This is a genomic window from Ruegeria sp. HKCCD7251, from assembly GCF_013031165.1.
Classification (GTDB): domain Bacteria; phylum Pseudomonadota; class Alphaproteobacteria; order Rhodobacterales; family Rhodobacteraceae; genus Ruegeria.
Genome location: NZ_WPZC01000002.1, coordinates 102,319 through 115,568 on the forward strand (window position 1 = coordinate 102,319; position 13,250 = coordinate 115,568).

13 protein-coding genes are annotated in these 13,250 nt (G+C 59.1%); 10 read left to right on the plus strand and 3 right to left on the minus strand.

Going from position 1 to position 13,250, the window contains the following annotated elements; all coding sequences use genetic code 11:
• Positions 1 to 44 precede the first annotated feature (44 nt).
• Positions 45 to 878, minus strand: a complete 834-nt coding sequence (locus tag GOX75_RS06640) for a bifunctional allantoicase/(S)-ureidoglycine aminohydrolase (RefSeq protein WP_171121808.1) — start codon at positions 876 to 878, stop codon at positions 45 to 47.
• Positions 879 to 1,018: 140 nt separating this feature from the next.
• On the opposite strand from GOX75_RS06640, the gene GOX75_RS06645 reads away from it, so the two are divergent.
• The gene (locus GOX75_RS06645; RefSeq protein ID WP_171121809.1) at positions 1,019 to 1,408 is read left to right on the plus strand and encodes a hypothetical protein; all 390 of its coding nucleotides are present in this window, start codon (positions 1,019 to 1,021) and stop codon (positions 1,406 to 1,408) included.
• A gap of 7 nt (positions 1,409 to 1,415) precedes the next feature.
• Here GOX75_RS06645 and GOX75_RS06650 read toward each other — a convergent pair whose 3' ends face one another.
• Positions 1,416 to 2,351 (minus strand): glyoxylate/hydroxypyruvate reductase A, encoded by a 936-nt coding sequence (locus GOX75_RS06650; protein WP_171121810.1) that lies wholly within the window; start codon positions 2,349 to 2,351, stop codon positions 1,416 to 1,418.
• Positions 2,352 to 2,592: 241 nt separating this feature from the next.
• On the opposite strand from GOX75_RS06650, the gene GOX75_RS06655 reads away from it, so the two are divergent.
• The 3 genes from GOX75_RS06655 to GOX75_RS06665 all read left to right on the plus strand — a co-directional run bounded on the left by GOX75_RS06655 (position 2,593) and on the right by GOX75_RS06665 (position 5,027).
• Positions 2,593 to 3,399 (plus strand): thioesterase family protein, encoded by an 807-nt coding sequence (locus GOX75_RS06655; protein ID WP_171121811.1) that lies wholly within the window; start codon positions 2,593 to 2,595, stop codon positions 3,397 to 3,399.
• A 72-nt stretch (positions 3,400 to 3,471) separates the two neighbouring features.
• The gene (locus GOX75_RS06660; protein WP_171121812.1) at positions 3,472 to 4,119 is read left to right on the plus strand and encodes a DUF1007 family protein; all 648 of its coding nucleotides are present in this window, start codon (positions 3,472 to 3,474) and stop codon (positions 4,117 to 4,119) included.
• The gene (locus GOX75_RS06665) at positions 4,104 to 5,027 is read left to right on the plus strand and encodes a nickel/cobalt transporter (protein WP_171121813.1); all 924 of its coding nucleotides are present in this window, start codon (positions 4,104 to 4,106) and stop codon (positions 5,025 to 5,027) included. The genes GOX75_RS06660 and GOX75_RS06665 overlap by 16 nt, the downstream gene beginning before the upstream one ends.
• A gap of 5 nt (positions 5,028 to 5,032) precedes the next feature.
• On the opposite strand, the gene truA is transcribed toward GOX75_RS06665, so the two are convergent.
• Positions 5,033 to 5,797 (minus strand): tRNA pseudouridine(38-40) synthase TruA, encoded by a 765-nt coding sequence (gene truA, locus GOX75_RS06670; RefSeq protein WP_171121814.1) that lies wholly within the window; start codon positions 5,795 to 5,797, stop codon positions 5,033 to 5,035.
• Between the two features lie 107 nt (positions 5,798 to 5,904).
• Here truA and GOX75_RS06675 point away from each other — a divergent pair, with 107 nt between their 5' ends.
• The 6 genes from GOX75_RS06675 to GOX75_RS06700 all read left to right on the plus strand — a co-directional run bounded on the left by GOX75_RS06675 (position 5,905) and on the right by GOX75_RS06700 (position 13,231).
• Positions 5,905 to 7,317: a YcjX family protein gene (locus tag GOX75_RS06675; RefSeq protein WP_171121815.1), complete on the plus strand. Its 1,413-nt coding sequence runs from the start codon at positions 5,905 to 5,907 to the stop codon at positions 7,315 to 7,317.
• The gene (locus tag GOX75_RS06680) at positions 7,314 to 7,769 is read left to right on the plus strand and encodes a GNAT family N-acetyltransferase (protein WP_171121816.1); all 456 of its coding nucleotides are present in this window, start codon (positions 7,314 to 7,316) and stop codon (positions 7,767 to 7,769) included. The genes GOX75_RS06675 and GOX75_RS06680 overlap by 4 nt, the downstream gene beginning before the upstream one ends.
• On the plus strand, positions 7,762 to 8,751 hold the full coding sequence (locus tag GOX75_RS06685; RefSeq protein ID WP_171121817.1) for a YcjF family protein: 990 nt from the start codon (positions 7,762 to 7,764) through the stop codon (positions 8,749 to 8,751). Before GOX75_RS06680 ends, GOX75_RS06685 begins: the two co-directional genes overlap by 8 nt.
• 54 nt (positions 8,752 to 8,805) lie before the next feature.
• Entirely contained in the window at positions 8,806 to 9,516 is a 711-nt protein-coding gene (locus GOX75_RS06690; protein ID WP_171121818.1) for a VIT1/CCC1 transporter family protein, read from the plus strand.
• A gap of 238 nt (positions 9,517 to 9,754) precedes the next feature.
• Positions 9,755 to 12,658 carry an isoleucine--tRNA ligase gene (ileS, locus tag GOX75_RS06695; RefSeq protein WP_171121819.1) on the plus strand — a complete coding sequence of 968 codons (2,904 nt, stop codon included), beginning with the start codon at positions 9,755 to 9,757 and terminating at the stop codon, positions 12,656 to 12,658.
• 117 nt (positions 12,659 to 12,775) lie between these two features.
• Entirely contained in the window at positions 12,776 to 13,231 is a 456-nt protein-coding gene (locus GOX75_RS06700) for a methylated-DNA--[protein]-cysteine S-methyltransferase (protein WP_171121820.1), read from the plus strand.
• Positions 13,232 to 13,250: the final 19 nt, after the last annotated feature.

Genomic DNA, 13,250 nt, shown 5'->3' on the forward strand with positions numbered 1-13,250 from the left:
AAGCGCTTCTGTGAAGCCCTGCGCGGGAAAAAGCCGATTTGCCGTCAACGCTTGGTTAACGACAGCGGCATGTGCCGGTTTACGTCCTTGTAAAGCAGATAGCGAAATCTGCCCGGCCCACCGGCGTAACAGGCCTGAGGGCAGAACGCGCGCAGCCACATATAGTCGCCCGCCTCGACCTCAACCCAGTCCTGATTCAACCGATAGACGGCTTTGCCTTCTAATACATACAGGCCATGTTCCATGACGTGTGTTTCGGCAAACGGGATGACGCCGCCGGGTTCGAACGTCACGATGTTGACGTGCATGTCATGGCGCAAGTCCTGAGGGTCCGCGAACCGGGTGGTCGCCCAGCGCCCTTCGGTTCCGGGCATGGGGATCGGCGCAACGTCGCGCTCGTTCGTGATGATCGGGTCGGGGGCTGGCAGGCCGGGGACCGCTTCATAGGCTTTGCGAACCCAGTGAAAACGCGCGGTTTCATCGGCACGGTTGTGCAGGGTCCAGTCCGATCCGGCCGGAATATAAGCGTATCCTCCGGTTTCAAGGACGTGGACAGCCCCGTCCAAGGTCAACGCCACGGCCCCTTCGACCACGAACAGAACACCTTGTGCGTTTGCGTCTGTCTCGGGCTGGTCGCTGCCGCCGCCCGGCTGAACCTCCATGATGTACTGAGAGAACGTCTCGGCAAATCCGCTCAGGGGGCGGGACAGGACCCAAAGGCGGGTGTTTTCCCAGAACGGCAAATTGCTGGTTACGATATCCCGCATCGTGCCCTTGGGGATCACGGCATATGCGTCGGTGAACATGGCGCGGTCAGTCAAAAGCTGATCCTGCCCCGGGTGACCCCCGGTTGGCGCATAGTATGTTGGCTGTGCCATTTCGTGCCTCTAACTCGTGTTTCGGGCACTATGCTGGGATTGCACTTTCGCCTCTAGCGGCAGAGTCGCGATAGGTTTGTTCGGATTTATTTGAAGGTCGCAAGAGGACTTGGCCGCCCATTGCAGGCGGTATAGTCTGAATGACGAAGTCATTTTTGAAAGGCGAGGTATTCATGAAACCTCTGGCGGTCACGGCATTTGTTTTTGCAGCTATGGTGGGTTTTGGAACAGGCGGTCACGCCAAGCCCTTGTCGAGAATCATTGCTGAAATGGGCCTAAGCCCAGCGGACTTCAACGTGGTGAACGCGACAGCGGATTCGATGCTGGAAAATGGCGCGCCTCTGGTCGGAACGGAACGCAATTGGACCAGTCAGGATTCGGGGTCAAAAGGAACCATTCGTGTGCGCGATGTGCGGGACAATTGTGTGCATTTCCAACACTTGATCCAGCCTGAAGGCACCGAGCAGGTGCGCGAGGTCAGAACTCGCAGATGTCAGGACGCTGGTGGCGCCTGGATTCTGACCCCCTGACCAACGATCAATACCCCCGCGCGCGGTCCACTTCGTGCAGCAGGGGTTTTCTGTCGGTCAGACGCTGAAAATTCTCGGCCACATCCCCAAGGGCCTCGCCCAGATGCCAACCTGAAACATGCGGGGTGATCATCACGTTCGGGTGAGCCCAGAGAGGGCTTTGCGATGGCAGCGGTTCAGTGGACGTGACATCAAGAACGGCGTGCCCCAATGTGCCCTTGTCCAAAGCCGAGATTAGCGCTGTTTCGTCTATCAGATCCCCACGTCCAGCATTCAGCAGTTGACTGCCCGGCTTCATGGCCGCCAGCATTTCGGCATCGAACAATCCGATGGTCTGCGGGGTCGACGGCAGGATTGCGCAGACATGGTCGCATTGGCCCAATAGGTCGGGCAAGGCTGCGTCCCCGTGCACGCAAGTCACCCCGTCAAGTTGTTTGGGTGATCGGCTCCAGCCCATGACGTTGAACCCAATCGCACGCAGCATCAGGGCGCTGCGTGCACCGATATGTCCCAAACCCAGAACGCCGACGGTTTTCTCGGGAGTATAGCCCGGTGCCTTGGGCAGCCACTCCGCCTTGCGCTGGGCTGTTTCGTAGAAAGAAACGTTTCTTTGGCGATGCAGGATGTAGGTCACGAACCACTCGGCAATGCCTTGTGCAGGGGCATCCGGTTTCAGGCGCGCCACCCGAACGCGATCAGGCAGGTTTGGATTGTTGATGATCGTTTCAACCCCTGCACCCAATTTCTGAACCAGTTTCAGATTGGGAAGTTGCGTTGGGTGTGTATCGTTCAAGCCGACGACGGCAATCATCGTTATGTCGGCGGGGTCGCCGATGGTGTCTGGCGTCCTGACGTCCATACCGGGGCGCAAGCGCTTAATTTCACGAACTATGTCGCCATCACTCATCCAGTCGGAAAGTCCTGTTTCGATCAGCAAGGCCATTTTGCGCTCCGTAGTTTTTATTCCAGGTGTGGTGACGTTCTGACCACCAACCGGACGGTGTACTGGCAGCTAATTCATTCTCTTCGGGAACGTAAAGACTGGTCTCGGGGTTTGAGCAGAAATTTTCTTCGCACTTTGTGCAAACTCAGTGCTTGGCTGGTGGGCCGTATGCGATACACAGATGTCAGGCCGCCCGGACCGGCTGGAGAATTGTTTTTGGGGAAAAGGTATAGACAAGAACATGAGCGGCAACCCTGATCTGAACCAGCAGTCGTTTTTTCACATTCGTTCAGATGGGGCATTTGTCGGCAACGAAGCTGCGCGCGGTCCCTGGTCGCCAGATCATTGTCATGCCGGGCCAGTCACGGGTCTTGTTGCGCGGGCCGCTGAAACCGAAGTCGGCCCGGAAAAGATGCTGACCCGCTTGACCATCGACATGCTGCGCCCGATGCCCTTGGCGGGGTTGCGCGTGGCGGCGGAAACCACGCGCCATACCAAGACGATGGCAACGACCCGGGTCACCGTGCATGATTTGGACGATACGCTTTGTGCCACTGCAACGACCATGCATCTGGTTCGTCGAAATCTCGGGCCTGTCCCAAATGTAGCTGTACCTCCGCCCCAACTTGAAGGTGCGGTAATCGGCCCTTTCCCGATAGGCGAGACACGTCACAACCTTGGCGGCTTTGCCAACCATACCGAGATTCTGTATCCCAAGGGCGTCAGTTTTGGACCCGGGCCCAAGGCGATTTGGATGCGCGCGCCGTCCTTGTTGTCTGATGAGGTCCAGTCGCCGATTCAGGCGCTGTGTCCTTTGGCCGATTGCGCCAACGGCTTATCATGGAATGCGCCCACGACCGAAATGGGGTTTATGAACACGGACCTGACCGTGCAAATTCACCGCGAACCGGTATCAGATTGGCTGGCGTCCGATTCAATTTGCCACTGGCAGCCGTCTGGAATCGGCCTGTCTCAGGCGGTGCTTTATGACACCGAAGGTCCGATCGGTGCGGCGTTGCAGACGCTGGTTCTGTTCCCTCAGCCCTGATTGATGGCCGAAAACCGCGCTCATGCTACGAAACGCATTGCCGGGCGCAGATAGTCATCCTATCTTTCGCATATGCGTTGGTTTTTGACCCTTTTGGCCTGTTGTGCCCCGATTCCGGCCCTGACTCACCCTCATGTCTTTATCGACACGGGGTTAGAGTTCATCGTGGATGAAACCGGAAACCTGACACATGTCCGCGTCACATGGGCCTATGATGAATTCTATTCGCTTCTGATCCTTGAAGACATGAAGCTGGATCAGGACGCGGACGGCATACTGACCCCAGCAGAAAAAGGTTTTCTTGCAGGGTTTGATGCGCAATGGGTCGAAGGATACAACGGCGATCTTTTGGTTTGGGCGGATGGGAAGCCAGTTGCCCTGTCTGGCCCGGCAGAGGCGTCTGCCACGACTGAGGATGGTCGCATCGTCACAACTCATCTGAGGGCGGTCGAGGATGCGGCGGCACCGGCGGCGAACCTGACGGCCAAAGCTTTTGATGAAACCTATTACACCGCATACGAAGTAACGCGACCCGTTACCGTTTCCGGGCCGCATTCATGCCAGATTGACCGGATCGAGCCGGATATTGACGGGCAGTTGGCCCAGATGCAGGCGTTTTTGCGCACATTGGACGCCGACTATGACCTTGAGGAAAACGATATCCCGCTTGTCGGCGAAAACTTTGCGACCGAGATCCGTATTTCATGTCCAAATACCTGATTGTACCGGTCGCTCTGGCCATTGGATTGCTGCTTTGGTTCTGGGGCAGCGGAGGCTTCGATCAGCTTGCGGCTTGGGCGGCTGGCGAACAGCGCGCTTTCCAGAACCAGATCGCTCGCTCTTTAAGGGCCGCCCGAGCCGAGCAGCCCGAGGCGGTTGCGACATTGCTAACCGTTTGTTTCGCCTATGGGTTTTTCCATGCCATTGGTCCGGGGCATGGCAAGGTGTTGATCGGGGGGTACGGCTTGGGGCGCCGCGTTGCGTTCTGGCGCTTGTCGGCAATCAGCGTTTTGTCGAGCTTGGGACAGGCTGTAACCGCGATCGTGCTTGTCTATGCGGGTGTTCTGGTGTTCCAGATGTCACGGGAAAGCCTTGTGGGGACGACTGAACAGGTCATGGCACCTATAAGCTATGGCGCCATTGCAGCAATCGGGCTGTGGCTGGTTTTCCGAGCCTTGCGGAGCTTTGCAAGGCGGCACAAGTCCCAAACAGCCCATCACGATCACCATCATCACGACCATCATCACCATGAAGGCGAAGTCTGTTCAGATTGTGGCCACCGCCACGGCCCCACCGCCGAGGAGGTTGCCAATGTCGGCAGCCTGCGCGAGGCGTTGATTCTAATCGCGGGTATCGCGGCGCGCCCCTGCACTGGCGCGTTGTTTGTGCTGATCCTGACGTGGCAGATGGGCATCGCGATGGTGGGGGTTGCAGGTGCGTTTGCAATGGCACTGGGAACGGCGATGGTCACAACTCTGGTCGGTTGGACTTCTTTGGGGCTACGCGGTGGTTTGCTGGCCTCGGCCTCGGCAACGCGGTTCGCACAAGTGCTGGCCCCGACCATCGAACTGGTTGCTGGGCTGATGATTGCGGTGATTGCCAGCGGGCTGTTGCTGCGCGCTATCTGACCGTATCAAAAAACTGGCTGGGGATAACCGACCTGCGCCAGATAGAGCCCTTGTGGAGGGCATACCGGGCCACAAGCCGCACGGTCAGCCGCTTGCAGCGCGGCACGCACATCTTGGGGCGTCCAAGCGCCCGCGCCAACACGTTCCAGCGTGCCGACAAAGCTGCGCACCTGATTGTGCAGGAAAGACCGGGCGCGGACGTGAAAGTGGATTTCGGGGCCGGAAAAACCCTGAACCTGTTCAACGCGCAATTCGTCCAGAGTTTTGACCGGGCTGGCAGCCTGACAGATCGAGGATCGAAACGTCGTAAAATCATGTCGGCCGATCAGCATGTCTGCGCCAGCTTGCATGGCGTCCACATCCAGCATGTGGTTGATCTGCCAGACCTGCCCCGCGTCGTGGGTTGCGGGCGCGCGGCGCATCAGAATGCGGAACAGGTACTGCCGCTCCACCGCGGAAAACCGGGCGTGCCAGTCATCCTCGACATGTGCGGCTTTCACGATCGCTACAGGCTGCGGTTTCAAGTGATAATTCAACGCCTCTGACAGGCGGAACGGATCCCATTCCTTAGCCATGTCGCAATGGGCAACCTGTCCCAGCGCGTGCACCCCGGCATCCGTTCGACCGGCTGCAGCAATCGTATGCGCGCCGGGCTGGATACGCGACAACGCCTGTTCGATCGCCCCCTGAACGGAAGGCAACTCTTTCTGCCGTTGCCACCCGGCGAACGGCTCTCCTTGGTATTCGACTTTCAGTGCGTATCTTGGCATGGGCTGCTGGTAACGTCCTGCAACGCAACGGGCAAGGGTGGGAAAGCGCTGGTATGTCGGGTCCTCGCTGCCTATTTTGAAAGAAACGAAAACAGCGGGGCGACAATTTGGTCATCTCTTCCCTGTCAGACAGTCTGGTGCGCGGGTTTGAAACTGTCGGCGACAGCGTGTCCGAAGCCCTGTTCGAGCCGGTCATCCGTCTGGGCGTTACAGGACTGGCGCGATCTGGAAAAACGGTGTTTATCACCTCGCTTGTCGCCAATTTGCAGGACCGTGGCCGCATGACTGGTCTTGTGGCCCAGCGTGAGGGGCGGATTAACGCCGCCTATCTTCAGCCGCAGCCCGACGACACGGTGCCCCGGTTCGACTATGAAAACCATCTGGCGGCCCTGACCGGACCGCGACCTCATTGGCCGGACAGCACCCGCGCCGTGTCGGAACTGCGCTTGTCGTTCAAAGTGCGTCCCGCTGGTTTGCTGTCGGGGTTGCAAGGGCCGCGGACGGTTCATCTGGATATCGTGGATTATCCGGGCGAGTGGCTTTTGGACTTGGCCCTGTTGGACAAGTCTTACGAGGACTGGTCGACCGAGACATTGAACCGCATAGCAGGGCGCGCCGAGGCTGACGCGTTTCTGACGTTGGCCAAGGCCGCAGAGCCCAGAGCGGATCATGACGAATCCACCGCGCAGTCGTTGGCCAAAGCGTTTTCAGATTACCTGAACGCGGCGCGGGATGCAGGATACTATGACTGCACGCCCGGGCGGTTCCTGTTGCCCGGTGATTTGTCGGGCTCTCCGGTTCTGACCTTTGCGCCCGTGCCGGTCGAGGGAAAACCCCATCGGCGCAGCCTACATCACGAGATGGCGCGCCGGTACGCGGCCTATAAATCTCAGGTCTTGAAGCCGTTCTTTCGCGACCATTTTTCCCGAATTGACCGACAGGTCGTGTTGGTCGATGCGCTGGGCGCAATTCACAAGGGGCCGCAGGCGGTCGAAGATATGCGCCGTGCCATGGCGGATATCCTGTCGGCCTTCCGACCGGGCCGCAATGCGTGGCTGAGCCAATTGCTTGTGGGCAAACGGGTCGAGCGTATCCTTTTTGCGGCGACCAAGGCCGATCACCTGCATCATCTGCAGCACCCCCGCCTGACCAACATCATGGAGGCCTTAACGCGTGACGCCCGCGACCGGGCGAACTTTGCCGGAGCGCAAACGGCGGCCTTGTCACTGGCGGCGCTGCGCGCGACAACCGAAGAAATCCGGTCCCATCAGGGGGCAGACCTTCCTTGCGTGCGCGGTACTCTGCCTGATGGCAAGCACGCGGCTTTCTATCCTGGTGAGTTGCCCGAAGACCCTGCCCGCCTGTTGGGGCCGGCCCGCGACGGGGCAGGCGCATGGCTGGACGCCGATTATGGTTTCATGGCGTTTGAGCCTGCCCAACTGACATTGCGGCCGGGCGACGGCCCACCCCATATCAGGTTGGACCGGGCGGCGCAGTTTCTGATAGGAGACCGCCTATGACCGTGATCCTGCGTCCGGCCCGCAGTACAGACGCCGGAGCGACCGGTGAAATCCTGCACGGTTTCGCCCTTGAGCATGACTGGATGCCGGAATTGCACTCGCGCGCTGAGACAATAGCCTTTTGTGGCCGGATGATTGATCAGGACTGGGTGACTGTGGCGGAAACCGATGACAGCGTCGTAGGTTTTCTGGCTTTGAACCAATGCGAAGTTCATTCCCTGTATCTTGCACCCAAGGCCCGCGGGCGCGGCATCGGGCAGCGCCTGCTGGACCACGCCAAGTCCATGCGGTCAGAACTGTCCCTGTTCGCGTTTCAGTCAAACCACCGGGCCTGCCGATTTTATGAGCGGAACGGGTTTGCCGAAGTCACCCGAAGCGACGGAGCGGACAACGACGAACACCTGCCGGACATCAAATACGTCTGGAAGCGAAGCGAGGCTGCTGATGGCTAAAGGTCCCGTTGTTTTCGATCTCGATGCCGAAGAGCCCTCGGTTGACGTGTCCGCTGCGCCGCCGGTGCCGGATGTCGCGCCAGTGCAAGGGCAGGCCATGCAAACGGCGGTCAGGTTGGCGGCCAGAAAGCCCTCGGTCTTGTCCCGGTGGTTTTGGGGGCTGGCAACGGCAGCAGTTGGTGCGGTCGTTTCCATAGCAGCGTGGGATTTTGTCACTTCACTGGTGGTACGCGCGCCTGTTCTGGGATGGATCGTAACCGGGCTGTTTGGCGCGCTGGCTCTGGTCGCGCTGCTTATTGCCCTGCGCGAGTTGGCCGCGATTGGGCGGTTGTCTCGTATTGACGGCCTGCGCCGGGCTGCTGACGAGGCGCTGGCCGATGAAGACTTGAAAAAGGCCCGCGACGTTACCCATAAACTGATCAATTTCTACAAAGGCCGCGACGATACGAAATGGGGGCGTGACCGATTGAACGAACGTATGGCCGAGCAATTCGACGCCTCGGGCTTGTTTGAACTGGCCGAAGATGAATTGCTTGCCCCACTCGATGCGGCCGCCAGCCGCGAGGTCGAAGCCGCGGCGCGTCAGGTCGCAACCGTGACGGCTCTGGTCCCGCTGGCTTTGGCGGACGTTGTGACGGCGCTGGCAGCGTCGCTTAGGATGATCCGGCGCATTGCTGAAATCTATGGCGGACGTTCCGGGTTTCTGGGGGGATGGCAGCTGACGCGTGCCGTATTCGTGCATTTGGTGGCCACTGGCGCCGTGGCGGTTGGCGACGATCTGCTAGAGCCGGTTTTGGGTGGCTCGGTCCTTAGCAAACTGTCCCGCCGATTTGGCGAAGGGTTTGTGAACGGAGCCCTGAGCGCCCGCGTCGGTGTTGCCGCAATGGATGTCTGCCGTCCTTTGCCGTTCTCGGACCGTCATAAACCGTCGACGCGCACGATGATCAAGCGGGCTTTGACAGGTTTGTTCACCAAGACTTGACCTAACGCAAAGATTTCTTGTCTGCTGGTCCGCATTAAAGCGCCGGAGCCAGCCATGAACGAGCACGGACACAGCCAGCAGGAAATTTCCGAGAGGATCAATGCCCCTCCGGGCCGCGGTGTGCTGCGTGATGTTGTCTATGGCGGTATTGACGGTTCGGTCACGACATTTGCGATCATTGCCGGCGTGGCTGGGGCGGGTTTGTCACCGTTTGTCATTGTTGTTCTGGGATTGGCTAATGTTCTGGCCGACGGTTTTTCAATGGCAGCAGGCAATTATTCGGGTACCAAGGCCGAACTGGACAACATCCGCCGTATTCGGGCCATCGAAGAACGTCATATTGACCTTTATCCCGATGGAGAACGTCAGGAAGTCCGCGAAATTCTTGCGCAGAAAGGCCTGTCCGGGCGGGTGTTGGACGAGGCGACCGATGCGATCACGGACAACCACGAAAACTGGATCAATCTAATGATCGAGGGCGAATATGGCCTCGGAACCGTTGATCCAAACCCATTCAAGGCTGCGATGGCCACGTTCATGGCTTTCTTGGTTGCAGGGATGATTCCGCTCTTGCCGTTTTTACTGTCGGTCGAGAACGCTTTTACGGTGTCTGTCTGGATGACGATGGGTGTGTTTTTCGCGATAGGCGCGTTGAAAAGCCGCTGGTCGTTGGCCCCTTGGTGGCGGTCAGGGATGGAAACGCTGCTGATTGGTGGTGCGGCCGCGTTGATCGCGTATCTGGTGGGGTCGTTGTTCCACCCTTAGGGGGGATTCGTGTATCGATGGGCAAAGGAACCCGCGCCATTCGCCGCAGGGGGCGGAACCTCTGGACCATCCGAAGCGGGCGTCCTATAAGCGCGGCCATGTATGACCGGATGGCCATCATTATTCGAATTATATCCCCGGCGCTCTGATATCCTGAGACGCCGGGCAAAGGTGTTTGAGACTTCGCACCGACCGCTTCGATCCATACGACGAACAGATGATCCAAAGGACGCCCCCAATGTGCGCCGAAACACCTGATTACAAAGATACGCTGAACCTGCCCAAAACCGATTTCCCCATGCGCGCCGGATTGCCCAAGCGCGAACCCGCATGGTTGGAACGGTGGGAGAAAATCGGCGTTTACGACCGCCTGCGTGAAAAACAGGGCCGCACGCCCTTTACTCTGCATGATGGCCCCCCCTATGCGAACGGCCACCTGCATATCGGTCACGCGCTGAACAAGACCATCAAGGACATGATCGTGCGGTCCCATCAGATGATGGGTTTCGACGCGCGTTACGTGCCGGGCTGGGACTGCCACGGTCTGCCGATCGAATGGAAGATCGAGGAGCAGTACCGTAAGAAGGGCAAGAACAAGGACGAAGTGAACGTCGTCGATTTCCGTCAGGAATGCCGCAAGTTCGCCGAGGGCTGGATCGACATCCAGCGGGACGAGTTCAAGCGTCTTGGCATCACCGGCAACTGGGCCGATCCCTATATCACTATGGACTATCACGCCGAGGCCGTGATCGCCGATGAGTTCATGAAGTTCCTGATGAACGGCACGCTCTATCAGGGGTCCAAGCCCGTGATGTGGTCGCCCATCGAGAAAACCGCCTTGGCCGAGGCCGAGGTTGAGTATCACGACAAGGAAAGCTTCACCATCTGGGTGAAGTTCAAGGTCGTGAATGCGGGCGATCTGGATGATGCGTTTGTCGTGATCTGGACCACGACCCCTTGGACCATGCCGTCGAACAAGGCGGTCGTCTATGGCAAGGACATCTCATACGGTCTCTACGAAGTCACCGGCGCGCCTGAGGAATGCTGGGCCGCTGTGGGCGACAAGTTCCTGCTGGCCGACAATCTGGCCGCTGACGTGCTGGGTCGTGCGCGTCTGAACGACGACCAGTGGACTCGCGTCCGTGACGTGACCACGGATGAGCTGGCAGGTGTGCAACTGACGCACCCGTTGGCCGGGGCCGAGGGCGGCAATGGCGAATGGGACGACATCCGCGATTTCCGCGCGGCTGAGTTCGTGACCGATACCGAAGGGACCGGTTTCGTCCACTGTGCGCCGTCGCATGGGATGGAGGAGTTCGAGCTTTATCGCGATCTGGGCATGCTTGAGCAGGTCATCACTTATAACGTTACGGACGACGGCTCTTTCCGTGCTGACCTGCCGTTCTTTGGTGGCAAATACATCCTGTCCCGCAAGGGCGGTGAGGGTGACGCGAACAAAGCGGTCATCGACAAGCTGGTCGAGGTCGGAGGGCTGCTGGCGCGGGGCAAGATCAAACACAGCTATCCGCATTCGTGGCGCTCGAAGGCTCCGATCATCTATCGGAACACGCCGCAGTGGTTTGCCTCTGTTGACCGCAAGCTGGACGACGGCATGGGCGAGATGGGGGATACCATCCGTGAACGCGCCCTGCGCTCCATCGACGAACTGGTGAAGTGGACGCCGCAGACTGGTCGCAACCGTTTGTACTCGATGATCGAGGCGCGCCCGGATTGGGTTCTGTCCCGCCAGCGAGCCTGGGGTGTGCCACTGACGTGTTTTACCAAGAAAGGCGCTCTGCCCACCGACGCGGATTACCTGCTGCGCAATGCTGATCTGAACGCGCGCATCAAAGCGGCGTTCGAGGAAAATGGCGCGGATATTTGGTATACCGACGGGTTCAAGGAACAGATGCTGGACGGCATCGCCAACCCCGACGACTATGATCAGGTGTTTGACGTGCTGGACGTGTGGTTCGATAGTGGCTCGACCCACGCTTTCGTTCTGCGCGACCGTGAGGACGGGACCGAGGACGGCATTGCTGACGTCTATATGGAGGGCACCGACCAACACCGCGGGTGGTTCCATTCGTCCATGCTGCAGGCTTGCGGCACCAAGGGCCGCGCGCCCTACCGGAACGTGGTGACCCATGGCTTTACGCTGGATGCCAAAGGCAACAAGATGTCCAAATCACTGGGCAATACCATCGTGCCGGAAGAGGTCATCAAGCAATACGGTGCCGATATCCTGCGTCTGTGGGTGGCCCAGACCGACTATACCGCCGACCAGCGGATCGGGCCGGAGATCCTGAAAGGCACCGCCGACAGCTATCGCCGTCTGCGCAACACGATGCGCTTTATGCTGGGATCGCTGGCGGATTTCACCGAAGCCGACCGGGTCGCGCCCGAAGACATGCCGCGTCTGGAGCGTTGGGTTCTGAGCCGTCTGGCCGACCTGGATGAACAGGTGCGCAAAGGCTATGCCGCGTTCGATTTCCAGGGTGTGTTTAGCGCCGTGTTCACCTTCGCCACGGTTGATCTGTCCTCGTTCTATTTCGACGTGCGCAAGGATGCGCTCTATTGCGACGGCGACAGCCTGCGCCGCCGCGCTGCGCGGACTGTTCTGGACATCCTATTCCACCGTCTGACTACATGGTTGGCCCCGGTTCTGGTCTTCACCATGGAAGAGGTCTGGCTGGAGCGGTTCCCGGGCGATGACAGCTCGGTTCATCTGGTGGACTTCCCTGACACGCCAGCCGACTGGCGCGATGCTGATCTTGAATCCAGCATGGCCAAAATCCGCCGCGTCCGCCGCGCCGTGACTGCCGCGCTGGAGGTTCAGCGCCAAGAGAAAGTCATCGGTTCCAGCCTTGAGGCCGCGCCGATCGTGTATGTCGAAGACACCGAGGTTCGTGACCTGCTGGCGACTTTCGACGTGGATGATTTGTGCATCACCTCGGGCCTGACTGTCACCGGTGATCCGGCCCCGGCCGAGGCGTTCCGTGTGCCCGAGATCGAAGGGGTCGCGGTGGTGTTTGAAAAAGCCGAGGGTGAAAAGTGCCAACGCTGCTGGAAAATCCTGCCGGATGTGGGGCGCCATGCGCATGACGGCGTGTGCGGACGCTGTAACGAGGCATTGGGATAAGTTTCGGGATTTTGCGAGGCTCTGCCTCGCGCTCCGAAGTATTTTTGAACAGAAGAAGCAAGGGGCGCGACCTGTTTAGGGTTGCGCCCTTTGTCAAAACGCTGTCAGCATTTCGCTATGCCGATGATTGCTGTTGAAACTCAATTTGGATGCCTCGGGGTCGAGGAGGCGGACGGGGCGATTACGCGTCTGGTTTGGAATGGGCGAAGCGCGGGCGAGGCAACGTCAGTGCTGAAGGAGGCAGCGGCGCAACTGAAGGCTTATGATCAAGGGCGGTTGGAGCGGTTTGATCTGCCCTATCGTATTGCGGGATCCGAGTTCCAGCGGCAGGTCTGTGATCTGATGTTTGCGATACCCTTGGGTGAGACCAGAACTTATGGCGAGATCGCGAAAGAGTTGGGGCAACCACCTCAACCGGTTGGGCAAGCCTGCGGTGCGAACCCGATTCCGGTGATCATCCCCTGTCATCGTGTGCTGGCGGCAAACGGGCTTGGTGGGTTCTCAGGTGAGGGTGGAGTTGAGACCAAGGTCGCTTTGCTGCGCCATGAACGGGCCGCCGGTTTGCTGATCTAAGGGACGGATTTCTGTTGCA